Source organism: Mumia sp. zg.B21, assembly GCF_019550855.1.
Classification (GTDB): Bacteria; Actinomycetota; Actinomycetes; order Propionibacteriales; family Nocardioidaceae; genus Mumia.
Window position 1 is genome coordinate 600,460 of sequence record NZ_JAHWCJ010000001.1, and the last position, 23,596, is coordinate 624,055.

At 67.5% G+C, this 23,596-nt stretch carries 21 protein-coding genes; 13 read left to right on the forward strand and 8 right to left on the reverse strand.

Features of this window, described 5'->3' with window-relative positions:
* Window positions 1-273: 273 nt before the first annotated feature.
* Window positions 274-843 carry a DUF6318 family protein gene (locus tag KV100_RS03020; RefSeq protein WP_220341419.1) on the reverse strand — a complete coding sequence of 190 codons (570 nt, stop codon included), beginning with the start codon at window positions 841-843 and terminating at the stop codon, window positions 274-276.
* A gap of 102 nt (window positions 844-945) precedes the next feature.
* On the opposite strand from KV100_RS03020, the gene KV100_RS03025 reads away from it, so the two are divergent.
* Window positions 946-1,356 carry an MmcQ/YjbR family DNA-binding protein gene (locus KV100_RS03025; protein WP_220341420.1) on the forward strand — a complete coding sequence of 137 codons (411 nt, stop codon included), beginning with the start codon at window positions 946-948 and terminating at the stop codon, window positions 1,354-1,356.
* Window positions 1,357-1,381: 25 nt separating this feature from the next.
* Window positions 1,382-2,116 (forward strand): M50 family metallopeptidase, encoded by a 735-nt coding sequence (locus KV100_RS03030; RefSeq protein WP_220341421.1) that lies wholly within the window; start codon window positions 1,382-1,384, stop codon window positions 2,114-2,116.
* A 15-nt stretch (window positions 2,117-2,131) separates the two neighbouring features.
* On the opposite strand, the gene KV100_RS03035 is transcribed toward KV100_RS03030, so the two are convergent.
* Window positions 2,132-3,013, reverse strand: a complete 882-nt coding sequence (locus KV100_RS03035; RefSeq protein WP_220341422.1) for an NAD(P)-dependent oxidoreductase — start codon at window positions 3,011-3,013, stop codon at window positions 2,132-2,134.
* A complete protein-coding gene (locus KV100_RS03040) occupies window positions 3,010-3,903 on the reverse strand; it encodes an NAD(P)-dependent oxidoreductase (RefSeq protein WP_220341423.1) in 894 nt (297 codons plus the stop codon). The genes KV100_RS03035 and KV100_RS03040 overlap by 4 nt, the downstream gene beginning before the upstream one ends.
* A 112-nt stretch (window positions 3,904-4,015) precedes the next feature.
* Between KV100_RS03040 and KV100_RS03045 the strand changes: the two genes are divergently transcribed.
* The 4 genes from KV100_RS03045 (at window position 4,016) to KV100_RS03060 (ending at window position 8,462) form a co-directional block, all read left to right on the forward strand.
* Entirely contained in the window at window positions 4,016-4,390 is a 375-nt protein-coding gene (locus KV100_RS03045; RefSeq protein ID WP_255565902.1) for a helix-turn-helix domain-containing protein, read from the forward strand.
* Between the two features lie 114 nt (window positions 4,391-4,504).
* Window positions 4,505-4,744, forward strand: a complete 240-nt coding sequence (locus KV100_RS03050; protein WP_220341424.1) for a DUF6343 family protein — start codon at window positions 4,505-4,507, stop codon at window positions 4,742-4,744.
* A 235-nt stretch (window positions 4,745-4,979) separates the two neighbouring features.
* Complete coding sequence (gene nrdR / locus KV100_RS03055) at window positions 4,980-5,468, forward strand: transcriptional regulator NrdR (protein WP_220341425.1); 489 nt, start codon at window positions 4,980-4,982, stop codon at window positions 5,466-5,468.
* A gap of 45 nt (window positions 5,469-5,513) precedes the next feature.
* Entirely contained in the window at window positions 5,514-8,462 is a 2,949-nt protein-coding gene (locus KV100_RS03060) for a vitamin B12-dependent ribonucleotide reductase (RefSeq protein WP_220341426.1), read from the forward strand.
* Window positions 8,463-8,587: 125 nt separating this feature from the next.
* Here the strand turns inward: KV100_RS03060 and KV100_RS03065 are convergent, their stop codons facing one another.
* Window positions 8,588-9,211, reverse strand: coding sequence for a LysE family translocator (locus tag KV100_RS03065; RefSeq protein WP_220341427.1), 624 nt, complete (start codon window positions 9,209-9,211; stop codon window positions 8,588-8,590).
* 82 nt (window positions 9,212-9,293) lie between these two features.
* On the opposite strand from KV100_RS03065, the gene KV100_RS03070 reads away from it, so the two are divergent.
* Window positions 9,294-9,746, forward strand: a complete 453-nt coding sequence (locus tag KV100_RS03070; protein ID WP_220341428.1) for an Lrp/AsnC family transcriptional regulator — start codon at window positions 9,294-9,296, stop codon at window positions 9,744-9,746.
* 200 nt (window positions 9,747-9,946) lie between these two features.
* Here KV100_RS03070 and KV100_RS03075 read toward each other — a convergent pair whose 3' ends face one another.
* Window positions 9,947-10,327 carry a hypothetical protein gene (locus KV100_RS03075; RefSeq protein WP_220341429.1) on the reverse strand — a complete coding sequence of 127 codons (381 nt, stop codon included), beginning with the start codon at window positions 10,325-10,327 and terminating at the stop codon, window positions 9,947-9,949.
* Between the two features lie 16 nt (window positions 10,328-10,343).
* Here KV100_RS03075 and KV100_RS03080 point away from each other — a divergent pair, with 16 nt between their 5' ends.
* The 6 genes from KV100_RS03080 (at window position 10,344) to KV100_RS19995 (ending at window position 20,247) form a co-directional block, all read left to right on the forward strand.
* Complete coding sequence (locus tag KV100_RS03080; RefSeq protein WP_220341430.1) at window positions 10,344-11,612, forward strand: hypothetical protein; 1,269 nt, start codon at window positions 10,344-10,346, stop codon at window positions 11,610-11,612.
* A 254-nt stretch (window positions 11,613-11,866) separates the two neighbouring features.
* Window positions 11,867-12,088 carry a hypothetical protein gene (locus KV100_RS03085; protein ID WP_220341431.1) on the forward strand — a complete coding sequence of 74 codons (222 nt, stop codon included), beginning with the start codon at window positions 11,867-11,869 and terminating at the stop codon, window positions 12,086-12,088.
* Between the two features lie 530 nt (window positions 12,089-12,618).
* The gene (locus tag KV100_RS03090) at window positions 12,619-13,878 is read left to right on the forward strand and encodes a hypothetical protein (RefSeq protein ID WP_220341432.1); all 1,260 of its coding nucleotides are present in this window, start codon (window positions 12,619-12,621) and stop codon (window positions 13,876-13,878) included.
* Window positions 13,879-14,054: 176 nt separating this feature from the next.
* A complete protein-coding gene (locus KV100_RS03095; protein WP_220341433.1) occupies window positions 14,055-15,269 on the forward strand; it encodes a DUF6361 family protein in 1,215 nt (404 codons plus the stop codon).
* Window positions 15,269-17,104 (forward strand): phospholipase D family protein, encoded by a 1,836-nt coding sequence (locus tag KV100_RS03100; protein WP_220341434.1) that lies wholly within the window; start codon window positions 15,269-15,271, stop codon window positions 17,102-17,104. Before KV100_RS03095 ends, KV100_RS03100 begins: the two co-directional genes overlap by 1 nt.
* The gene (locus tag KV100_RS19995; RefSeq protein ID WP_220341435.1) at window positions 17,101-20,247 is read left to right on the forward strand and encodes a helicase-related protein; all 3,147 of its coding nucleotides are present in this window, start codon (window positions 17,101-17,103) and stop codon (window positions 20,245-20,247) included. The genes KV100_RS03100 and KV100_RS19995 overlap by 4 nt, the downstream gene beginning before the upstream one ends.
* Before the next feature lie 75 nt (window positions 20,248-20,322).
* Here KV100_RS19995 and KV100_RS03110 read toward each other — a convergent pair whose 3' ends face one another.
* Genes KV100_RS03110 through KV100_RS03120 form a run of 3 tightly spaced genes read right to left on the reverse strand, consistent with a single transcriptional unit; the run spans window position 20,323 to window position 23,506 of the window.
* Window positions 20,323-20,814 (reverse strand): hypothetical protein, encoded by a 492-nt coding sequence (locus KV100_RS03110; protein ID WP_220341436.1) that lies wholly within the window; start codon window positions 20,812-20,814, stop codon window positions 20,323-20,325.
* Entirely contained in the window at window positions 20,811-21,188 is a 378-nt protein-coding gene (locus KV100_RS03115) for a hypothetical protein (protein ID WP_220341437.1), read from the reverse strand. The genes KV100_RS03110 and KV100_RS03115 overlap by 4 nt, the downstream gene beginning before the upstream one ends.
* Entirely contained in the window at window positions 21,185-23,506 is a 2,322-nt protein-coding gene (locus tag KV100_RS03120; RefSeq protein ID WP_255565992.1) for an AAA family ATPase, read from the reverse strand. The genes KV100_RS03115 and KV100_RS03120 overlap by 4 nt, the downstream gene beginning before the upstream one ends.
* Window positions 23,507-23,596 lie beyond the last annotated feature (90 nt).

Sequence of the window (23,596 nt, forward strand, 5' to 3'; positions counted from 1 at the left end):
GACGCCACACGTTGAATCGGATCTGTTCGGGAGGACAGGTGTAGGCGGCGCTGCATGTCGCGTCCGTGCCGGCGCCGGGGGTGCAGGTCGGCTCGTAGCGGTACTCGGTTGCTGGGGCAGCCTGACCAGGTGATCCTCCACCGGAGCTATCCGGGGTCTCGGCATCGACACCGCGTTGTTCACGGTCCTCAATAGCAACGTGATCGTGCGGATCGTTGGGCAGGACGTCAGGCGAGCCAGCAAGCGCGAGTGTGAGGAGCAGCGGGCCGAGATTCATCGTGGAGTGTCTTGCTCGCTGAGCAGGTCGACGGCCCATTGGCCGTTCACCCAGAGCAGGCGGTAGATATCGTGATAGGTAGCTGCCTTGACGCTCTGGTCTGGAGCGCCCGCTGAGACGCGATAGCGATGTGCCGCGGTAGCGACGTCTACCGTCACGTGGAAGTCACCGTTGATCAATTGACTGCTCGTGACGCGAGGCTTCCAGCCTGGGCTTTCAGACTTGCCGCCGTCCCGGTAGATGGTTTCGTATCGTTCAACAAGCCGCGCACATGCTCCGCAGCTTGTCGTCGCCGCTGCAGCGAGTGCTTCCGTATCCCCACTGACCGCGGCGTAGTTGATGAGCGAGACGTAGTACTCCACGAAGGCGGCGGCGCCTTGGGCGCTGTGTTCTTGCGCCTCGGGCGGGATCGTCGGTGGAGCGAGGGTCGGGGTGGGGGAGGGCGTCGCGCGCGGAGAGGCAGAGGACGGCGGATCGCTCGGGTCACCGCCGGCCGGGTCGCCTCCCGTGCACCCCGCAACCGCAAGCAGGACAAGGCCGGCGAGGGCCGCCCGGGCGTACGTCATGGCGAGAAACGTAGTGGCACCGTGGGTTCACACGGAAGGCGTCGTCCCACGGCCTGTGGAAGACCCCGTGCGGTGTCCCCGGCAGGTGGTTGACTTCGGTTCATGGCGCATCCGGTGATGTTCAGCGACGACGACCCCGGCCTGGCCGAGCTGCGTGAGATCTGCCTCGCCTACCCGGGTACGGAGGAGCGCGTCTCGCACGGCCGGCCGACGTTCCGGTGCGGCAAGATCTTCGCCGCGTTCGGAGGCTCCGAAAAGCTGCGCCCGGGTGAGCATCGCCAGGTGCCCAGTGCGCTCATCGTCAAGGTCGACGAGTCCGAGCTCCCTGCGCTCGACGACGACGAGCGGTTCTTCGTCCCGGCCTACTACGGCCCGTTCGGCTGGCGCGCGCTCGACCTCGCCGCCGAGGATGTCGACTGGAGCGAGGTCAGGGAGCTCGTCGACGCCTCGTTCCGGCTGATCGCACCCAAGCGCCGCGTCGCGGAGGCCGACGCCCGCTCTCAGGAGGCGTGAAGGCGCAACGCCTAGGGTTCGGAAGGTGACCTCCGACGACTTCTCGTCGCGCCTCGCGACCGTGGACCCCGCCGCCTACACCTCGGCGGACCTTCTGGTGTGGGTCCTCGCGCTCGCCCTGGCCGTCGCCGCAGTCGCCAACCCGCTGTGGCGCCGTACGAGCGTGGTCGTCACCGTCGCGCACGAGCTCGGGCACGCGTTGGGCGGAGTGTTCGCCGGCCGCAAGCTGACCGCGCTCCGCGTACGCCTCGACGCATCCGGCGTCACCCACACCCGCGGCAAGGCCAGCGGCTTCGGCATGGTCGTGTGCGCGTGGGCGGGCTACCCGGCGCCGGCGATCGCGGGACTGCTCGCCGTGCTCGTGGCGGTGAAGGGGTGGGCGGCGCCGGGCCTGTTCGTGATGGCCGTCGTGTTCGTCGGCTGCCTGCTGTGGGCGCGCAGCGCATTCACCGTGCTCGTGCTGCTTGCGTGCGCAGGCGCCTCCGCCGCCCTGTGGTGGTGGGCTCCTCCGGTCGTCCAGAGTGGTGCCGCCGTGGGCGTCGGTGCGTTCCTCATCCTCGGCGGACTCCGTACCCTCGCCGACACCTGGCGCAGCCGCGCCTGGCACCGCAGCCGCGGTGAGTCCGACGCGGTGGCGCTCGCGCTCCTCACGCGGATCCCGGCAACCATCTGGCTGGCGTCGTTCTGGCTCGCGACGGCAGCATGCGCCGGAGGAGCGGCGTGGATGCTGTGGACAGCCTCCGCCCGGGCCCTGGGATAGCGGTAGGAGGCGGGGTCACCGCGGCCTCATCACCTCGATGATGCTCGTCCAGCCGTCCGTGCCGTGCCCGGCGGCGATCGCGCGCTCGTAGTACGAGAGGACCGCTTGCGGCAGTGCGGTGTCGATGCCTGCGGACTCGCTCGCGCCGAGGATGTGCGCCGCCGTCGCGCCCATCATCGTCGCTGTGCTGAGGTCACCCGGATGGACGCCGTCGTCGAACGCGGCGGCGCCCGTCTCGCTCAAGCCGGTCATCGCGTTGGTGGTTGCCAGCGTGCCGAGGGCGTCAGGGAGGAACTCGACGGCGCTGACCCCGGCCGTGCCGACCAGCGCCACGGCGTGCGCGATCCCGGACAGCGCGGTGAGGAAGACGTCGAGGTGCGCCTGATAGAGCAGCTGCGCAGCGCCCGGGTCCTCGCCGACGTAGCGGGGCGTGCCCAGCAGCCCGAGCGTCTTCTCGTGCGAGGCGAACGCGTCGGCGGGTCCGCTGTAGTAGACGTACGCGTCCTCGCCGCCCAGCATCGGAGGCGGCACCATGACGCCGCCCGTGAGGAACGCCGCACCGTGCGCTTGCGCCCACCGGGCGGCCTCACGCGTGGCGTCAGGAGTGTCCGAGCTGAGGTTGACGAGGGTCCGCCCGGCGAGCGCGGCGGACTCGCCTCCGAGGATCGCGTCCATCGCCGCGTAGTCGGTCAGGCTCAGCACGACGAGGTCGCTCGCGGCCAGGGCGTCCGACGGCGTGTCCGCACGCCGCACGCCCTCGGCAACGAGGGCGTCGGCGCGCGACGGCGTACGGTTCCAGACCGTCACCTCGCGGCCGGCGGTGAGGAACAGCCGCGCCATCGCCTGCCCCATCGGACCGAGCCCGATGACGGTGACCTTCTCCTCCGCCGCGCTCATCGTGCCGCTCCCGTCGTGGCCGGGTGAGCGATGCTCTCGTACAGCCGGGCGAACCCGTCCTTGCCGTGACCCTCGTCGACCTGCCGTCGGATCAGGCCCTGGACCGCTGCCACGACGTCCGGCGCGACACCAGCGTCGACGCTCGCCCGGACCATGTCGGACAGGTCGGAGAACTCGAGACTCTGCTGTCCCGCGGCACCGTAGTCACGACCGTCGACCACCGCGGCGTACTCCCGGAACGACGGGACCATCGCCGAGACGAACGGCACCGCACTCTCGGCGAACGCCCTCGCCGAGATCCCCGCGGTCGCGACCATCGCCGCGCCGTGGAGGAAGCCCGCGAACATCGTGTACATGCCGGCGAGCAGCGCCAGGTCGTACAACGCCGCGACGCCGGGGTCCTCACCGAGATACGGGCCCGCGCCCCAGGTCTCGAGCACCGCGCGGTGTTCCTCGTACGCGGCGGTCGAGCCGCTGTAGAGGACCTGCGCGCCCTCCTGGCCGATCATCGGCGGCGTGGCCATGATGCCGCCGTCAAGGTACGCCGCGCCGTGGGCGTCGGCCCAGGCAGCGAGCGCCCGCGACTCCTCAGGCGTGGTCGTCGTGACGTTGACGAGGGCGCGGCCGGAGAGCGCGTCGGCGACCGGCTCAAGGACCTCGCGCACCGAGGCGGCGTCGAGCAGGCACACGACGACGAGCGACGAGGAGGTCACGGCGTCGCGTACGGACGTGGCTTCGATGGTGCGGTGGGGATCGAGGTCGTCGGTGCGGCCGGGCGTACGGTTCCACACCGTGACGGGGTGGCCCGCGGCGGCGAGTGCGGTCGCGAGAGCGCGACCCATGTCCCCGAGGCCCAGTACGGTCACGGGGGAGTGATTGGTGGAAGTCATGCCTTCCACGATCGCGGCCGAGGTGGTCTCGCGGAAGAACGCACTTCGATGTGAGGTTCTTACCTTGAAGTAAGCGATGCGCCGGCCGACGCACCGAACGACGGGGGACCCGATGACTGGCAGCACGGTGGAGACAGCGAAGCCCGACATGCGACGACGCGGACCGTACGTCTGCGGGCTCGACGCCGCGATGGACGTCGTCAGCGGCAAGTGGAAGGCCCTCATCCTCTGGGAGCTCCACGCCCACGGCGCCCGGCGCTACGCCGAGATCCGGCGCGGCCTGCCCGGGGTGAGCGACAAGGTCCTCGCCCAGCAGCTGCGCGAGATGGAGACCGACGGGCTGCTGCACCGGGAGGTGTTCCCGGAGGTGCCGCCGCGCGTGGAGTACTCGTTGACCGAGCACGGGGTCTCCCTCAACGCGGCCCTGTCGTCGCTCGGCGACTGGGGCAGGACGCGCATCGCGAGACTCGAGGCGGAGACGGTCTGAGCAGTCGTCCTGGTCCCTCGTTTGCGCAGGTCAGAGCGCTGTTTCTGGATGCGTACGAGGGATGGATCGGGGCACCCCTGGTGTTGTACAGGTAACACCGAAGGAGGGTCCCTCATGCACACCGGCTCGGAGCCCAAGAAGGCGCTCAGCGCGTACGGCATGCGGCTCGCCCTGTCCCTGGGCGGGTTCGTCGTCTTCGCCGCGCTCGCGCTGTGGGGACTGCTGCTCCCTGATCGCACCGACGTGATGGTCGTCCTCGGCCTGGTGTCGGCCGTGATCGCGGTCGTCGCCCTCGTGGACACGGCGGTCGTTGTCCGCAAGATGCGCCGCGATGGGTCGCAACGCCCTGTGTGACCCCGCGACACGCCGCGCGGTACCCCGCCAAACACCGTCTGACCTGCAACGACAGAAATGTCGGTCCGCGGAGTGAAGATAAGTTGCATGGGCTTGCGGCGGACGCGTACGGTAGCCACTACATCTAGTACTTACACGGATGTAGTTATCCACATCTAGTCCACAAGGACCAGTGGCGAACCCCACAGAAGACCGGTGGTTCTCCACATCCCGTCCACAGCGAGAGGAGCTCGGGATGCACTGCCCGTACTGCCGGCACACCGACACCCGAGTCCTCGACAGCCGTGTCGCGGACGACGGCGGAGCGATCCGTCGTCGCCGGAGCTGCACCGCGTGCAACAAGCGCTTCACGACCGTCGAGCAGATCCAGCTCACGGTGTGCAAGCGCTCGGGTGCCACGGAGCCGTTCTCGCGCGACAAGGCCGTGAGTGGAGTGCGCAAGGCGTGCAAGGGCCGCCCTGTGGACGAGGACGACCTGGCGCGACTCGGCCAGCAGGTCGAGCACGCGCTGCGTGCGGCCGGGGGAGCGGAGGTGAGCTCGCACGAGGTGGGGCTCGCCGTGCTCGAGCCCCTCAAGGCGCTCGACAAGGTCGCCTATCTGCGGTTCGCCAGCGTCTACAAGAACTTCACCGACGTGTCGGACTTCGCGGACGAGATCGCGACGCTGATGGTGGCCGACGCCAACCACGAGCTCGCCGCGGAGCAGCACTCCGCCGGCAGCTGAGACTCACCAACATATTCACGGGGACACGGGGAGAAGGGGCACACGATGACGGAGACGGTCAGTGGACCGAGCGGGGCTGCGCGCGGGCGCAAAGCCACCAAGCGTGCAGGCAAGGGCCTCACGATCAACCGGGTCTACACGACGGAGGGCGTGCACCCGTACGACGAGGTGACGTGGGAGCGTCGCGACGTCGTGCAGACCAACTGGAAGACCGGAGCCACGGTCTTCGAGCAGCGCGGGGTGGAGTTCCCCGACTTCTGGAGCGTCAACGCCTCCACGATCGTCACCACGAAATACTTCCGTGGCGCCGTCGGCAGCGACACCCGTGAGCAGAGCCTCAAGCAGCTCCTCGACCGTGTCGTCCTGACGTACGCGAAGGCCGGCAAGGACAACGGCTACTTCGCGACGGACGCCGACGCCGAGATCTTCGAGCACGAGCTCACCTACATGCTTCTTCACCAGGTCTTCAGCTTCAACAGCCCGGTGTGGTTCAACGTCGGCACGTCGAGCCCGCAGCAGGTCTCGGCCTGCTTCATCCTCGCCGTCGACGACTCGATGGACTCGATCCTCAACTGGTACAAGGAAGAGGGTCTGATCTTCAAGGGCGGCTCGGGCGCCGGCCTCAACCTCTCCCGCATCCGCTCCAGCAAGGAGCTGCTGCACTCCTCGGGCGGTACGGCGTCGGGGCCGGTGTCGTTCATGCGCGGCGCCGACGCGTCCGCGGGCACCATCAAGTCGGGCGGCGCGACGCGTCGTGCGGCGAAGATGGTCGTGCTCGACGTCGACCACCCCGACATCGAGGAGTTCGTGCGGACGAAGGCGCGCGAGGAGGACAAGATCCGTGTCCTCCGTGACGCCGGCTTCGACATGGACCTCGGCGGGCACGACATCTCGTCGGTGCAGTACCAGAACGCCAACAACTCGGTCCGCGTGACCGACGAGTTCATGCGTGCGGTCGAGGAGGGCTCGGAGTTCGGGCTGCGTGCTCGCACGACCGGCGAGGTCATCGAGACCATCGACGCCAAGAAGCTCTTCAAGGACATCGCGCAGGCGGCCTGGGAGTGTGCTGACCCGGGCATCCAGTACGACTCGACGATCAACGACTGGCACACCACCCCGGAGACGGGCCGGATCACCGCGTCCAACCCGTGCTCCGAATACATGCACCTCGACAACTCGTCGTGCAACCTGGCCTCGCTCAACCTGCTGAAGTTCCTGCAGGACGACGGCTCGTTCGACGTGGACACGTTCGTGAAGTCCGTTGAGCTGATCATCACCGCGATGGATATCTCGATCACGTTCGCCGACTTCCCGACCGAGGCGATCGGTGACACGACGCGCAAGTTCCGTCAGCTCGGCATCGGCTACGCCAACCTCGGCGCGCTGCTCATGGCGTCGGGCCTCGCGTACGACTCCGACGGCGGCCGCGCCTTCGCCTCGGCGATCACGTCGCTGATGACCGGCACCTCGTACCGTCGCTCGGCGGAGCTCGCCGGTGTCGTCGGCCCGTACGAGGGCTACGCCCAGAACGCCGAGCCGCACGCCCGCGTGATGCGCAAGCACCAGGCCGCCAACGACGCGGTCCGCACGATGCACGCGATGGACATCGCCGTGCACCGTGAGGCCACGAAGCAGTGGGCCAAGGGAATCGAGATCGGTACGAAGCAGGGCTGGCGCAACGCTCAGGCGTCGGTGCTCGCTCCGACCGGCACGATCGGCTTCATGATGGACTGCGACACGACCGGCATCGAGCCGGACTTCTCGCTGGTCAAGTTCAAGAAGCTCGTCGGTGGCGGCTCGATGCAGATCGTCAACCAGACGATCCCGGTCGCGCTCAAGAAGCTCGGCTACACCAACGAGACGATCGAGGCGATCGTCGAGTACATCGCCGAGCACGGTCACGTCATCGACGCGCCGGGCCTGAAGACCGAGCACTACGAGGTCTTCGACTGCGCGATGGGGGAGCGGTCCATCAAGCCGATGGGTCACGTCCGGATGATGGCGGCGGCGCAGCCGTTCCTGTCGGGCGCGATCTCGAAGACGGTCAACATGCCGGAGACGGCGACCGTCGAGGAGATCGGTGACATCTACTTCCAGGGCTGGAAGCTCGGCCTGAAGGCGCTCGCGGTCTATCGCGACAACTGCAAGGTCGGCCAGCCGCTCTCGTCCGGCAAGGGCGAGAACAAGGGCAAGGACTCCAACGCGGCCAAGCCGGCCGAGGTCGTCGAGACGGTCAAGACAGTCGTCGTCGAGAAGCCGATCCGCAAGCGTCTCCCCAAGACGCGCCCGTCGCTGACGACGTCGTTCACGGTGGGTGGTGCCGAGGGCTACATGACCTCCGGCTCGTACCCGGACGACGGTCTCGGTGAGGTGTTCCTCAAGCTCGGCAAGCAGGGCTCCACGCTCGCCGGCGTGATGGACGCGTTCTCGATCGCGGTGTCGATCGGTCTCCAGTACGGCGTGCCGCTCGAGACGTACGTCCAGAAGTTCACCAACCTGAAGTTCGAGCCGGCCGGTCTGACCGACGACCCGGACGTGCGGATGGCGCAGTCGATCATGGACTACATCTTCCGCAGGCTCGCGCTGGACTACCTGCCGTTCGAGGTCCGCTCGCAGATGGGCATCCACTCGGCTGACGAGCGTCAGCGTCAGCTCGACACGGGCTCGTACGCGCCGGTGGAGGATGAGGTCTCCGAGCCGGAGTCGCTGAAGACGAAGCCGTCCGAGTCGCCTTCTGCTCCTGTGGCGGCTGTCGATGCTGCTGCTGAGGCGGAGATCGAGCGCGAGGCACAGGTCGGTGCTGCCAATGCGGAGATCGTCGCGGAGTCGGCTCGCCCGGCACCGAAGCAGGCACACACCAGCGCCGAGCTGCTGCAGGTCATCTCCGGGACCGAGGTCGACGCACCGCTGTGCTTCACCTGCGGGACGAAGATGCGGCCGGCGGGCTCGTGCCACGTGTGTGAGGGCTGCGGCGCGACGAGCGGTTGCAGCTGAGGCATGACTGAGTGAGTGGGGCGGTCCCGTACGGGGCCGCCCCACTTACGTTTGCTAGGCAGTGCCCATCGGGGCCGCGCTCGTGCCGGTGCCGGTGCCGGTGCCGGTGTCGGTGCCGGGCCGTGTCAGTGCGTGAGGAGACGCTCGGCGAGGAGCGCGATGCCGACGACGATCGGGGCAACTCCCGACACGCGCGTGAGGGCGCGCGAGGCGGCCGGGCGCGCGCCGAGCACGGCGCGGGCGCCGAGGCCGAGGGCCGTGTAGAAGAGGCCGCAGGTGGCGACGAACAGGAGGCCCAGGGTGCCGAGCTGTACGGGTGCCGACCACGTCCCTCGGGGGTCGGTGAACTGCGGGAGCATCGCGAGGAAGAGCAGGAGGCCCTTGGGGTTGAGCCCGCTGACTCCCATGCCGCGCAGCATCCAGCCGCGCCAGCCGCCCCTCGGCACAGAAGCGGGGGAGGCCTGCGCGGTGCCGGGGTCGGAGAGCACTCGCCAGCCGAGGTAGATCAGATAGGCGGCTCCGACGAAGGTCAGGACGTCCAGGACGGCCGGGGTCTGCGTGACGAGTGTGCCGACGCCGGCAGCGACGATCCCGGTCAGGACGACGTAGCCGAGCATGAGGCCGCCGACGGCAGGGAGGACGACGCGGTCGCGGATCCCCGAGGCCAGCGTGAATGCCCAGTCGGGGCCGGGGACGGCGATCAGGGCGAGCGTCATCACCCAGAAGGCGAGGACCAGGCTCATGCTCATCAGTCGAAAGTACGCCGGAAATGTCCGAACGTGTTCCTGTCTCTTCCCTCAAAGCAGGGGGAGCGGTGGAATGATCTTGCCAATGGACTCCATAGACCGGAAGATTCTTGCGGCGATGCAGACGGACGGGCGTCAGAGCATCACCGAGCTGGCGGTCGAGATCGGCCTGACGGTGTCTCCGACCCACCGCCGGTTGCGTGACCTCGAGCGGACCGGCGCCATCCGCGGTTACCGCGCCGTCATCGACCCGGTCGCGCTCGGGTTGACGTTCGAGGCCCTCGTCTTCGTCACGATGAAGCAGGAGGACCGGGATACGCTCCTCGGCTTCGAGGCGGCCGTGCAGGAGATCCCGAACGTCGTCTTGGCGCAACGCCTGTTCGGGGACCCCGACTACATGCTTCGGGTGGTGACCACGGACCTCGCGGCATACGCGCAGCTGGAGGACGACGTCCTCTCCGCGATGCCCGGAGTGCTCCGCATCAACTCGACGCTGGTCATGAAGCACGTGGTCAGCGACAGGCCGCTCCCGGCGTAGGTAGTGTGCCTGGTCCAGCTCTACCTTCGTGCCTGGGAATGTGCCGATGTTCCTCGCTTGGAGGGCGAGTGCCTTGTTGGCCGCCGCGGCTCAGATTTCGGCTTCGCTCGCTGCGAAACCTCACGTCGCGCATCTGCGAAATCGCATTGGTTTTTAGCTCCTATGCATCCCTGACCTAGACCTTGGAGTCACGGCCTCCGCTAGCCGAAGGTGCGGACCAGCCGCCGGCCCGCGACGTCCTCGGCGCCCGCGGTGTCAGTGAAACGCTCACCTAGGATGCGCACGGCCACGTCGTGTGGCAGAGCGACTGAGAACTTCAGGTCCTGCGCCATTTGCTCGGGAATGGATGCGACTGCATCGGCCACTGTCGTACGACTGATCGCGGCCGTATCGTCGAGCCCGCGGATCACCATCACGTCGTTGTAAGACTTCCCATCGGGGTTGCCGAGCGCCGCGCGCAACGTTTCGTTGGCCTTCAGCCCGGCCCACGACCAGAGTTGGACGTCGGCGCCCGTGCGGTGGACGACTCCGCGAGGTCTTGCAAGCTCTCGCGGCGTAATGATGCTGTCGCCTCCCGCCACCGTGAAGTTTCCGGGCGTGGCGATGAACTACAAGGAGCGACACAAACTTGTCGGTGTCGCTCGGGACACTCCTGTCATGGGCACAGGGCGAGATGCAGACGCAGACCTATCGCTGACATACCGCGACTACAGCGAGCGAGTGCAGAACAAAACGCTCGCGATGCTGGTGATCGCTGCCGCACTCTACGGCGCGATTGCCCTCCTGAGCTTGATCGATCGCATCGGCGATGGTCCCGTGATGTTGTCACTCAGAATGTCGTTTGACAGCGCCGCGACCTTGCTAGGTTTCGTCGTCGCTGTCATCCTCTCCATCAACGTCGCCGCCGTTCTGCCGAACGTCGATTCCGATGTGCGGGTCCTGTCGCAAGTCGCAACGGTGGACAAAGTCATGGGGCTCTCGGCGCTCGTTTCGGCGGTCATTGCGATCTCTGCCTTAGGAGATTCATTCGCCCAACGTCGGATAGACCTCCCCGTCGTCATGCTCACGAGCATCGCGGTGGGTCTGACGGCCCTCGCCGTCGAGACCGGCGAGCGCCTACCGCCGCAGCTGATCGATCGGCTTTCGCGGACGGTGGCAGAGACGCGTCGGGGTGAGCTTCGCGTCGTGGAGGCGCTCTGGGCTCCACGGTTGCCCCTCGACGGACGATTAGAGTTATGCGCCCTCGCTGCGGGATGGGGCGCCACCATTGCCTACGCGGCCCTCGCGCCGTTCATGGCGGCGCTGTGGGTGCTCATCATCGTCAACCCTACGAGCCTGTGGGGACTCGGGTGGCGTGTTGGCGCCCTCTCGCTCGCCATGGCTGTCACGGTCGTGTACGCCGCGCAGATCCTCGCGAGTGCGTGGGCGTCGAGGCGCACAAGCGATCGGCTCGGTGCCGCCATCGTGGGTGCGTGCGCGTCGTTGCTTGTCACGATGGATCTGCTTACGGCGCTCCTACTCGCTCGCGGAGACGCCGCCCTGAGTGCGGCGTTCGTACTCTCGCAAGCCATCACCATCCTCGTCGCAGTCGCAGCGGTCGTTCGTGAGGTCCCCGTGGTGCAACGCCCAGCGCGCCCACGCTTCGGGGGCCTCCGTGCGGTCGTTGGCGACCTTCTACCTGCGGCCCCTGTCAGGGAGCACCTGTCCCGGAGCAGACGTCGCGAGCTTGACCGCATCGAGAAGCGTCTGCAAGAGACGCCGCACGGATCCAAGGACGTCCCGCTCGCGCCTGTCCGCGTCAGGAGACTGCTGATCGACGGTGGGATGGTTCGCGCCACGCCCACCGACGCGGAGCCCATAAGGTGACGCCGGCCCGCCGTTCTCATGGCGGGTCGGCACCCTGGTCCAAGATTGAGCACGTCGAGGCTTCCATCGGCGATCACGCGCGCGCACTACACCGAGTCCGATCGAATCCGTCGGCGACGTCGATGGTGGCATCAACGCGTGCGCTGAACGATCTCATTCGCTCGGTAGACGGGGAGCGGCGATAGCAATCGACAACATCCTTGGGATGTGCCGGGGTCACCGAGCCAGGGATTCACTCGGTCGATGGGCTGGAGTTGACCGACATCACCGACGCCGTCGGCGGCCGTGGCCTCGCGCCGGTGGTCGGCCATCGTCGCTTCGCCGTCGTAGCGAGCCGTGAGATGTGCACCGGCGAGTTCTGGGGCGGTGCCGTCGACAGAGTCGCGGGCGGACCGGACCCGTACCGCTTCGGGCCGGTCCATTTCGAGGAGGCCGAGCGCGCGGGTGTGGGCGCTCAGACAATGACCTCGTCGTGAATGAGTCGCTGGAACGCCATTGCGCGTAACCATCGGGCAGCAGGCACGCCGTCGCCACGGCCTCGAACCGATCCGACGAGATTGGAATATCCGGCGACCTCGCAGGTCGGAACGCGAGAATCGGGGGAGTCTGCACATCAGCCCGAATGGTGCGGTACAACAAAGTGTGACATCGATCTACGAGTCCTCGACCACCTGCGCGCTAGTGCGCTTTCGGAGGCGGACTAGTCCTACCTGCGCGTCGACCCGGTCTTCGCATGACGGCTACTCCGCGGATCTACAATGACGCCTCCCGCACGAAGGCTGGCGAACTCAACGCAATCGCCGCGTCCATGGAGATCCCGAGATTATGGTCGAGAGTTCCATCGCCTCGAGTTCGGCGAGGCCGTTGAGCGCTACCTCCTCACCGACTACAGGGTCCTCGTGTCGCTGTCGACGAGGAGTCGGTTGCGCGCACCTTCGAGCCTCGAGACGATGGCGATCGCCGGCGCGCTTCCCGCGTTGTCGGCCAGAGAGGACCAGAACCCGGCATGAGCGAGCGCGGCGAACTGGAGACAGCATCGGACGACGCAGGCGCCGAGCTCCTGCTCTTCGCCGACGAATTCGGGCTGATTGTCCAAGGCCCCGAGGACGTAGCTCGGGCCGCCATAGACCGCCTCCTGGATGGGAGCGACCCAGGACCGGGCGCGCGGCGTAGCCTTGGAAAGGCGGACGTCGCCGCGGTTGCCGCCTCCGGACTCGCCGTTTCTGCGGCGTCGGGGGAGTACCTGCGGCTAACTGCCGAGAGCGCGGCGAAGGTCGCACAGTACGGCGCCGAGCTCGACAACGGTGGGGCGCTGCGCGGCTGGGTCAAGGACGGCAACGCATTCGCCGGGCAACTTGTCTTCCAGCCGGTCTCGCTGGCTGCCGAGCAGGCGCTCGCGATCCAGACGGCCGCCGTGTCAATTGCACTGCGCTCGGCGATCGCCGACGTCCAGAAGGCCGTCGAACGGGTCGAGGGCAAGGTAGACCAGATCAAGCAACACCTCGATAATCGCCTTCGCGGAGACGTCATCGGCACCTACCGACACCTGGAGCGGGTCGCCGCCGCGACCAACGCCCGTGGGCGCTTGCTGCAGGCCGACTGGGACGGCGTCGCGGGTATCCAGAACCAGTTGCTCCGGGATCTCGAGACGCTGCGCACCCACGTCACGCACGCAGCGGAGAAGCTGACAAACCGTCAACGGTTGCCGAAGCGAGAGGACATGATCCGGGACTTCGGCGCCAGGCGCGGTGATGTCGGCGACATGCTCCGACTGATCCTCGTGGCCGAGCAGGCTCTTCACCTCTGGGAGTACCTTCGACTCCAGCAGGTCGCCGCACGCGAGTCCGATCAACTCAGCTCGGCGATCGAGGACGCCCGGCAGTCGCTGCGTCAGGAACGTGAGCTGGACGCCTCCATGGTCGAGACCCTGCGGGCGTCATTGGAGCAGGCTCGAGTGATCGAGCCGCTTGAGTACCGGCACCTGATAACGAAGAACGCCCTGTTGCGGGATGCCTCAGCCTTCGACGACCTCTTGCGGGAGTTCGCCGCGAGCGCCCGACTTCGCGAGCTAGAGGTACTCGCGGAACTGACGCAGCCGCGGTTCGTCGACGCCCGCGACGAAGTCGGTCGCCGAGCCAGCGAGGCCGGCAAGGCGGTCAAGGTGCTCGGAGCCGCTGCGGCCAAGGGCGGATCCCAGGCCGCCGCGCGAGGCGGTCGTCGGCTCGGCCAGGCGATCAGACGCCGCTCGCCTGAGGAGGACGAGTGAACCCACAGGGCACGCCTTCGAACTGGCGGCCGGCAGACCCCGGAGTGACCAATGGCCTCGGAACACACATGCGCGAAATCAAGCTTGCGCGCTTCGATAAGCCCTGCCCCATGCAGACACTCCTCGACAAGCTGTTCGGCCCCGTCGATGTTGGTCCCGGACAGTAGGCGACTGCGATGCCCTCGAGCTTTGGCTGGTTGGACCAGGACGACGTTCATCGGGCGGCGATGAACGAAATCGTCAAGATGTTCCAGGATCAGGGAAGCGTCGACGAGCTCGGCATCGGTCCGATCCGTGACGCCTTCTCCAACAGCTTCTTTCCCGGTACGTCGGTCCTGCACACCCGGGTGCGCTACCTGTTGTTCGTCCCCTGGCTGGTCGCGGAGTCGACTCGGAGGGGACACCCCCAAGAACAGGCCGGTCGCGACCTCCGGAACCAGGAGGTACGCCTAATCAAGGCTCTGCTGGCTGGCGGGGAAGACGCCGGGGTCATCGGCAACCGAGCCCAGGAGCGCCTCAAGACCATGCCCAGCCAGGTCTATTGGCCCGCTCTCCAGCGGTTCGGGTTGCTCCGCTGGGAGCTCAGCATTAACGGACACCTTCGGCGCGCGGGCGCGAACGCGAAGCGCGGTACCGACGTGACCGCCGCCGACGCCGCCGACGCTGTCGGTCTCGATCTCGGACTCGACCCGGAGCTGCCGCCCGCCCCGCCGGACCTGCTGTCGACGGCCAGCTTCGCCCTCAGGGCCGAGGAGGCCGCATACCTCCAAGGCGTCTTCGCCCGACTCCCTGAGAGGACCTTGCTGCACTGGATGGCGCGGCAACCTGAGACGGTCACCGGTGAACGGATCTGGTCATCACCGGCGATCGCGAGCCTACCCGACGTCCTGCGCCACCAAGTCGACCATGCGCGCCGCCTCCACCACGCCTGGCACGGCGCTCCGCTGCTGTACAACCTGATGCTGGCCGAGATCGTCAGGGACGACGAGCTCATCGAGCTCTATCGCGCCGAGCTCGACGTATGGCAGGACGAGCTTGGTCACCAGGGCGTGTTCGAGCGCTGGTCCCAGCCGGATTTTTGGAGTCTGGTGCGCGGGCTCAACCCTCGACTACGCGTGCCGACCCAGACCTTCGTCAGCACCTGGTTCGCGCTCGCACAGTCCGGTGGGCACGACTCCGAGCGAGCCCGTGACCTCGTGCGACAACGCGAGATCCTCCTCAAGGGGCGGCGCAGCCGCCTGCTCGATCCCAGAGCCCGAGAGACATGGAGCCCGGGCGCCGGGACCGCTCGACTCGGGTATCGCTGGAGTATCGTCACCAGCTTCTTCGACGACATTCAGGCCGGTCTCGAGCTTGCCGACGACTCCGACTACACCGAGGGAGTCGCCTGATGCTGGACCCGGGGGAGCGACACCTTCTGACCGACGCGCTGCGCCCGCCTAGCGGGTTCAGTGTCGATGCCGCCCTCGCCACCACCTACACCGTCGACCTCAACTCTGTCCTGCTCGCGCCGCTGGCCATGGCCGCCTACGACCACGCCGATTCGACCGTCGACGCCGCCACGCCCGTGGCGCTGCTCGAGTCGATCCGGCGGCACGCGGAGCACACCACCGTCCTGTGCCAGGCCGGCGGCATGCACGTGCCACCCACCTACCCTCGGCTCGCAGCGTTCGCCGAAGGGATGGTCGCCGAGGTCGAGCCGCCGCCGGGGCGCACCTTCCACCCGAAGCTCTGGCTGCTGCGTTTCACCGGTCCCGAGGGTGACTACGTCCACCGATTTGTCTGCATGAGTCGCAACCTCACCGGCGATCGGTCGTGGGACACGGTGCTGGTCTGTGATGAGGACGCCGATGCTTCGCACACCTTCGACGCCGGTCCCATCGCCACCTGGGTGACCGACCTCCTGGGTTCACTCGTCCGTCCGCTGCCGAGGAGACGCGACCAAGCGGTGCGCGACCTGTGCCACGGATTCGAGAGCGCGCGGCTCGCCGTGCCGGAGCCCTTCACGTCCGCCGTACCCGTGCCGTTAGGGACCGCCGGATCCTCCGGATGGCCGTTGCCAAGTACCGCCAAGGCCTGGGTCGTCGTTTCGCCGTTCCTCGAGTCCTCGGCGCTGACGCGACTGCCGCAGGCCACCGGACGCCGGATCGTGCTGTCGCGACCCGACGCCTTCGACCGCGTCGGTCGGCGGGTGTGTAACGGTGCCGAGACCGTCGTGCTTCAGTCGATGACCGACCTGGCGACGCCCGAAGAGGCAATCGACGACGCGACAGGCCCAGAGACCGACGCGGGACGTGGGCGCGGCGGCGTGCCCCGTGGTCTGCACGCGAAGCTGTTCGTCTGGGACGACGGCCAAGGCATCTCCCACGTGATCACGGGCTCGGCCAACTGCACCGGCGCCGCCTTCGGTGGCAACGTCGAGATGTCGGTGCGTCTTAGCGGTCCGACATCGAGCTGTGGTGTCGACGTGCTGCTGGGAGATGACAAGACCGGGCTGCTCCGGATCACCCAGCCACACCACATCGCCGAAGACGAGCCGACAGTGGATCCGACGTACGCCCTCGAACGGCGGGTCGAGGAGTGGCACGTGACACTCGCGGCGAGCCGTCCGGTCCTGCGAGTGGCCGCGCGCGGTGAGGCCTACTCCCTGGGCCTGGAGATCGAGGTTCCACCGGACCCCCTGGGGCTCGCGGTGACGACGGTCGTCAAGCCGGCTGCTGTCCCCAACGCGCCCAGCCGGCCGATCGCCGAGGCTGCGTCGTGGGAGGGCGTCAGTCTCCACGCGCTGAGTCCCTACCTGGTCGTGACCTCTGACGCGCAGGTTGACGGGGCTGTAGTGCGTCGGTCGTGCGTGATCGTCTGCGAGGTCGAAGGGGCGCCCGAAGACCGCCACCGACGCCTCCTGCGCGTCCTGCTCTCCAGACAGCAGGACGTGCTCCGCTACCTGATGCTGCTGTTGGGAGACCTTGGCGCCGACGACCTGCTCGACCAGCTCACGAACGCGGACGGCTCGGACACGGAGAGGGCCAGCGGCTCCTTCGGACGCGGGCTCGAGGACCTGGTGCTGCTCGAGCCGCTGATGCGCGCAGCCGCCCGCGGCGACGACGCGCTCGCGCGCGCCCAGCGCCTTCTGGAAGACCTACGCGACGACGAAGGCAAGCTTCCACAACTGGACGCCGACTTCCAGCAGATCTGGCGCGCCGTGTGGGAGGGAGGACAGCGGTGACCGATCCGGTTGAGCGGCCCGACCTCGAGGCCGAACTCGCTGTGCTCAAGGACTTCCAGCGCCGCACCGTCGACCGCGTGCACAAGCAGTTCTGGCACCCAACCGACCCCACCCGTAGGTTCCTCGTCGCCGACGAGGTGGGTCTCGGCAAGACGATGGTGGCGCGGGGCGTCATCGCGAAGACGATCGACCACCTCTGGGAGACGGTGCCGCGCATTGACGTCGTCTACATCTGCTCCAACGCCCAGATCGCCCGGCAGAATCTGCCAAAGCTCCGCGTCGGCGAGGGCGTCGCCGAGCGCCATCATGCCGATCGGCTAACCCTGCTCGCTTCCGAGCTCCACCACCTCGAGGGACGCAAGCTCAACTTCGTCTCGTTCACGCCTGGGACGTCATTCAATATCAGCAGAACCGGCGGTCGCGTCGAGGAGCGGGTGCTGCTCTACTGGCTGCTGCGGAAGGCCTGGGGCGGAGACCTCGTGCGCCCGGGTCCGTGGACGAGGTTCTTCCGAGGACGGGTCGAGAAGGCCCGGTTCGAGCGGAAGCTGCGAGAGTTCGACCCCGCAGTGCTGTCAGCAGATCTTGTCCGAGACTTCGCCGGCTCCGTCGCAACCATCACGAATCAGACCATCGAAGCGCTCGAGGCAAGCGTTCTCGCGTGTGTCGAGGAGTACCGGGTCCTTGGAAGTAGACCGGCCCCGGACGGGCTGAGCGCACGACGCTACCGGCTCGTCGGCGAGCTCCGCCGAGCGCTCGCCCGCGCCGCGGTGAAGCGGCTCGAGCCGGATCTCGTCATCCTCGACGAGTTCCAGCGGTTCAAGGACCTGATGGCCGATGAAGGCGAGGGCGCCGAGCTGGCGCGCGAGCTCTTTGATCATGGGGACGCGCGCCTACTCCTGCTCAGCGCCACACCGTTCAAGATGTACACGCTTCCGGAGGAACCCGAGGGCGATGACCACTACTGCGACTTCGTGGACACGGTCAGGTTCCTCGCCGGCGGCCAGCGTGCTGATTCGGTGAAGAGAGATCTCGCCAGCCTGCGGACGAGCCTCTACGCAGATGATCGTGCGTCCGCCCGGCAGGCACGGGACCGCGCACAGACCGAGCTACGCCGCATCATGTCGCGCACGGAGCGCCTCGCGACCACCGCCGACCGTGACGGACTCGTCGTCGAGAGGGAATGGTCAGCCGTCGAGCTCAAGCCGGCCGACGTCAGAGACTTCCGTCGGCTGCACCAGGTGTCGCGCGTCCTCTCGGCTCAGGACCCGCTGGAGTTCTGGCGCGCCGCGCCGTACGTCCTCGAGCTGATGGAGAGCTATCAGGTCAAGCAGAAGCTCCAACGGCATCAGCCTGACGACCTCTCGCTTCTCGACGCGCTGAACGTCGACGGTAACGCTCGATTGCGATGGGACGACATCCAGCAGTACGTAGCCGTTGATCCCGGCAACGCAAAGATGCGCGGCCTGGCCGCCGACGTCCTGGAATCCGGGGCGTGGCGACTCGCCTGGCTCCCGCCGTCGCTGCCGTATTACGACCTCGGTGGTCCGTTCGCCGACCCGGGATTGGAGGGGTTCACGAAGCGCTTGGTCTTCTCATCCTGGGCAGTCGCCCCGAAGGCCATAGGCACCGTGATCAGTTACGAGGCCGAACGGCGCATTGCCGATAGAGCCTCCCGGGTGAGCAGCTCAGCCGGCTTCACTCGCTACGACGGCACTCGCCCGACAGGTCGGCTCACCTTCAATGTCACCGACGGACGGCTCGGCGGCATGCCCGTCCTCGGAATGCTCTACCCCTGCGTGAGTCTCGCCGCGGCGGGCGATCCGCTCGACGTGGCACGTGAGCTCGGTGTCCAGCTGCCGATCCCGCGACAGGACCTGGAGAGAGTGATCCGTGGCCGTGTCGCCCGGCTCTTGGACACGCTGCCGCCCGGACCGGCTGACGGAGTCGTCGACGAGAGCTGGTACTGGGCAGCCGGCGTACTCCTCGATCGAGCGCGCGACGTCGATGCTATCGACACCCTGCCATATGGATTCTCCTACGAGGAGGACGACGACCCGACTCGGTTCGATGAGCACACCAAGGCGGCCTCGAGGGTCCAAGCTGAGAGCTTGGGAAAACGTCCTGCGGATCTCATCGAGGTGCTATCAGCACTATCGCTGGGTGGGGCGGGGGTCAGTGCACTTCGAGCCCTCACTCGGTTGGCTCCGTCGGCCGACATCGCCAGCCGTGACATACGCGCTGCCGCGTCCAACATCGCATGGTCACTGCGCAACCTCTTCAACAAGCCCGAGATCATGGGCGTCGTCCTCGACCCGGGAGCCTCGCGGCCGTACTGGCAGGACGTTCTGTCGTACAGCGTCGACGGCGGTCTCCAGAGTGTGCTCGACGAGTACGTGTATCTCCTGGAGCAGGCGGTCGGTGGCAAGAACTCGGCCGAGACCTGGCACGGCGTTGCTGAGCGGTTTGACGAGGCCGCCTCACTGAGGACCGCTACGCACAGCTTCCACGACATCGCGGTTGAGAACGGCTTGGTAGCCATCAACGGCCACCGGACGCGTACGCACTTTGCGGTGCGCTTTGGTCGTGGTGTCGCAGAAGACGACAAGAGCGTCATGCGTGAAGGGCAGGTGCGCGCTGCCTTCAATTCGCCGTTCTGGCCCTTCGTCTTGGCCTCGACCTCTGTCGGCCAGGAGGGCCTTGACTTCCACCACTACAGCCACGCCATCGTGCACTGGAATCTCCCGGCGAACCCTGTTGACCTCGAACAGCGGGAAGGCAGGGTGCATCGCTACCAGGGTCACGCCATCCGCCGAAACGTCGCTGCCGGCTATGGTGCCCGACCCGAAGTCGTCGCGGCGGGCAACGTCTGGACCCGCATGTTCGATCTCGCGACGGCCGATCGGCCCGCTGGGATGAACGATCTCTATCCGTCCTGGGTACCGCCGCTGATGGGGACCGCCCGGATCGAGCGATACGTTCCTGCGCTTCCGCTCAGCCGGGAGACCCACGCTCTCCGCCGTCTGCTGCGAACTGTCGGGGCATACCGGCTTGTGCTCGGACAGCCGCGGCAGAGCGACCTGTTGCGCTACCTCGGAGACAGGGCAGCGGACCTGGGCGATCTCTGCATCGACCTCGAACCCTGACACGGTGGCGCTGAACTGGGACGTCCGACGTCCAGTGGGCCATGCGCGACTGCTCCTCCCCAGCGGATGGGAGTCTCAGAACCGTACGTGGAGGACGTCTGAAGCGCAGCCCATGCAGGTGTCACGTTTGAAAAGGTGCTCCGGCGGTGTGAGGCCGAAACAGTACCGGCAGTATCGGAACGAGCTGCGGCGCCGGCGCAGAAGGTTCTTCACAACGTCTGCGACCAGTTCGGGATCCCATCCGCGGCGCCGGATCGTCTCGCGGCGTTCGGGCATCACCTCAAGGCGATGTCCGAACCATCGCGGTCTCGGGACCGCCAGATCGATCAAGTCGCCGTTGACCCGCAGCATGAGCTGGATCGGCTTGCCTGCCACGTACCAGGGGTCGAACCGATTCTCCAGATCTCCGGAGGGGGCGTCGTCGCAGTCCTGGAACGTGGCTTCGTGCTCTGCCCACTCGTTACCGAAGAGTTCGATGAACTCATCGCGCGGCAACTTCAGCTCACGGGCAAGAACGGCCGTCGCATCGTCATCCTCGAGACTGAAGAGCAGTCCTTGCTCGGTCATGTCGCTCCTCCATTGATTCCCAACCCTGCCACCACTGTGCCCAGATGCCGAGCTTCGGTTACCGTCGGCGCGAGCTCGTAGGCGTGTTTGTGGCACACGCGGGACAGTGCCGCCCACGCGTACTCGGCCTGCGATGCGACGACATCATCATCCGCCGCGTACGCGGACTCAAGGCACGACAGCCGGCTGCGCATGTTCGCCCGACCGGCGTCCCAACCCTTCGCGTCGAGCAGCTCGGCGACGCGTTGCTCGAGCGCGGCACGGGTGAGCCAGCACGCGATCCGTAACGAGTGGCGGCCACCCTGCTCGCTGTCGGCAATCAATCCGTCGGCCTGGACGAGTAGCAGAACACTCACGGTCGGCGGCGCGCTCACTTCCTCCCCGCTTTCACGTCCACGGTCATCTGCTCGACATCGCGGCACGCCGCGAGCGGGTCTCCGGACAGTCCGTTGTGCACGCCCGAGGTGCAGACCCGGAGGGCGCGCCTCCGGTACGAGGCCTTCGTTAGCCAGCCATCCAACGAATGCGCCTCCCCGTATACCGCGAGGGACACCCGACTCCGAGTTAACCGCGCTCCGTCCCACTCCGCTTCGACGTTCGCGTGGCTCTCACCGGCGGCGAGGCGCGACGACCAATACCGATCGTGTGCGGCCGATTCGACCGCCATCCGCAGCAGGCCTGGCAGCGCGCGCCGCAGTGTCACCTCGGGAAGGCCGACGTCCTGCACCAGCGCGAATGCGTCCTGCAGGTATCGGTCGCTCGGGTCGTACGCGTTCGCAATCTCCACCTTCGACTTCGCGAACCGGGTCACCTCCCAGATCTGTGCATCGACCGGTGAACGGCGTACGGCGGAGGCGAGGCGGTCGTCGTGGGAGAACACCACGACCTGCCTGTCCTCTGCGATTCGCGACAGGGTCGCGACGAGTCCGTCAACCTTCGCCGGGTCCATGGCCTGGACCGGATCGTCAAGGACCACGAAGCGGAACGGGCTCGCATCCATCGTCGCCCGTGGAAGGAACAGGGCGAGGGACAACGCATGTAGCTCACCCTGGCTCATCACCGCCAGGGCGCCCGTCTCGTTGCCATCGACTGAGGCGTTGATCGCCACCCGGCGCCGCGTCGCGGTGCCTGCGAGCGTGAGGCCGTCGATGTCGACGTTGCTCTCCTGACGGAGCTCCTGCCAGATCTCTGCCGCCTCGGCGGCGATGGGGGCAAGGCGCTCGTTCTTCAGCTCGACATCGTGCTTCTTGAGCCAGTCGTGCGCGGCTCTTGCGATCTTCGCTGCAGGTTCCGCCGTGTTCCATGCCTCGGCCAGGTCTGCGTGCGCTCCTAGCCGGGACGCGACCGCTGCCCACGCCTCATCGCGCTCGGCGAGGTCAGTCGCGACGGCAGCGAGGAGGGCGGACAGGGAGGTCGAGGCGGGCATCAGCGTCGTACGAAGGTGGTTGGCGAGCTCCAGGTCGGACTCCGGGGCATTCTCCCAGCGCTGCCATGCGTCTCGGGTGGCAGAGATGGCGCCGGCGAGCGCAACCGTCGGCGTGTCGGCGAGCGCGGCGGGTAGCGGACGAGCCAGTGCACGGGCTGTCGTACGGGCGGCACCCAAGCGTGCGCGGGCATCCTTGAGGGCCGCGACCTGTCCGCGTTCGCGCGCGAGCACTTCCCGAGTGGCGGACGCCCAGGCCGCATCGAGCGTCCCGTCGCCGCACACAGGGCAGGCCTGGTCGCCGTCATGCTCGTGCAGATCGAGGGCTCGCGCGCCCAGGTCGATGCGTCGTTCGAGGGCGCTTGTCGCGGCATCACCGGCGGCGGCCATGGCTTCGACGGCGGCCATCAGCTCGTCCGCCGCGGCCGCGACGTCGGTCGGCGCCGGGAGCGTCACCCTTGTGATCGCCTGGAGCCTTTCGGTGGTCCCGTCTGGTGCGGTCGTTCCCGCCGCCAGCGCGCGCAGAGTCGCCACGTCAACCACCCGGTCGGTGAGGAGCCTCTGCGCTTGCCTCGCCCGCTCGTCGTCGACGGTGCCTAGCGCCGCACTGAGCTGGCTCTTCGAGCCGTCGAGCCGCGCCTTCGGTTCCTTGAGCGCCTTGCAGCGGCTGTCCAGGCGGTTGATCGCATCGGTGACCTGCTCCATCCCCAAGATCTGAGCCAATGCGTCGTACAGCTTGCTCGGTCCTCGATTGAGGATCTGGCCGAGCTCTTCGTACGACAGCAGCGGCCGATAGCTCTCCATCGGCGCCGCCCACCCGAGGCTCTCGATGCCGGCTTCGCGCTTCTGGCCGTGGCGCTGCAATGTCGGGTTGGATGCGGTCAGGTCGTCCCCGGCCCACGTCACGCCGACCGTCGTCTTGCCGACGGCCTGCTCAGCGAGCACAACCTCGACCGCAGGCGAGACTGTCGTGTGCAGATTGCGCCAGGCGCTGGCCCACTGCGAAGGCCGGTGCTTCCACCGGTACGAGGTGTGGGTCAGCGCGACTTCGAGAGCCTCGGCGAAGCTTGACTTTCCTGAGCCGTTCCGGCCGGACACGATCGTCAGACCTGGGCGAGGCTGCAACTCCAGCGTCGTACGATCGCCGATGCCACGAAATCCCTGGACGGTGATCGACTTCAGGTACGCGCCGACCGGAGGCGGAGGCGGAGGCGGAGGTGGCTCGGTGTCGCCCGTCCCGCCGGCCTGGACTTTTGAACCAGAAGACATCGCCTCGAGTGCGTCGTCACCCTCGAACGCGGCGACGACCAAGTACTTCGCGTCGTCACCGAGCGAGTCGTCGGCGTCGAGGCGCGCGTC

What these genes read in the sequence shown, in the direction of transcription:
- KV100_RS03020 (WP_220341419.1), bottom strand. Translation starts at nt 843, where the DNA reads ATGACGTACGCCCGGGCGGCCCTCGCCGGCCTTGTCCTGCTTGCGGTT.
- KV100_RS03025 (WP_220341420.1), top strand. Translation starts at nt 946, where the DNA reads ATGGCGCATCCGGTGATGTTCAGCGACGACGACCCCGGCCTGGCCGAG.
- KV100_RS03035 (WP_220341422.1), bottom strand. Translation starts at nt 3,013, where the DNA reads ATGAGCGCGGCGGAGGAGAAGGTCACCGTCATCGGGCTCGGTCCGATG.
- KV100_RS03040 (WP_220341423.1), bottom strand. Translation starts at nt 3,903, where the DNA reads ATGACTTCCACCAATCACTCCCCCGTGACCGTACTGGGCCTCGGGGAC.
- KV100_RS03045 (WP_255565902.1), top strand. Translation starts at nt 4,016, where the DNA reads ATGACTGGCAGCACGGTGGAGACAGCGAAGCCCGACATGCGACGACGC.
- KV100_RS03050 (WP_220341424.1), top strand. Translation starts at nt 4,505, where the DNA reads ATGCACACCGGCTCGGAGCCCAAGAAGGCGCTCAGCGCGTACGGCATG.
- nrdR (WP_220341425.1), top strand. Translation starts at nt 4,980, where the DNA reads ATGCACTGCCCGTACTGCCGGCACACCGACACCCGAGTCCTCGACAGC.
- KV100_RS03060 (WP_220341426.1), top strand. Translation starts at nt 5,514, where the DNA reads ATGACGGAGACGGTCAGTGGACCGAGCGGGGCTGCGCGCGGGCGCAAA.
- KV100_RS03065 (WP_220341427.1), bottom strand. Translation starts at nt 9,211, where the DNA reads ATGAGCATGAGCCTGGTCCTCGCCTTCTGGGTGATGACGCTCGCCCTG.
- KV100_RS03070 (WP_220341428.1), top strand. Translation starts at nt 9,294, where the DNA reads ATGGACTCCATAGACCGGAAGATTCTTGCGGCGATGCAGACGGACGGG.
- KV100_RS03090 (WP_220341432.1), top strand. Translation starts at nt 12,619, where the DNA reads ATGAGCGAGCGCGGCGAACTGGAGACAGCATCGGACGACGCAGGCGCC.
- KV100_RS03095 (WP_220341433.1), top strand. Translation starts at nt 14,055, where the DNA reads ATGCCCTCGAGCTTTGGCTGGTTGGACCAGGACGACGTTCATCGGGCG.
- KV100_RS03100 (WP_220341434.1), top strand. Translation starts at nt 15,269, where the DNA reads ATGCTGGACCCGGGGGAGCGACACCTTCTGACCGACGCGCTGCGCCCG.
- KV100_RS03110 (WP_220341436.1), bottom strand. Translation starts at nt 20,814, where the DNA reads ATGACCGAGCAAGGACTGCTCTTCAGTCTCGAGGATGACGATGCGACG.
- KV100_RS03120 (WP_255565992.1), bottom strand. Translation starts at nt 23,506, where the DNA reads ATGTCTTCTGGTTCAAAAGTCCAGGCCGGCGGGACGGGCGACACCGAG.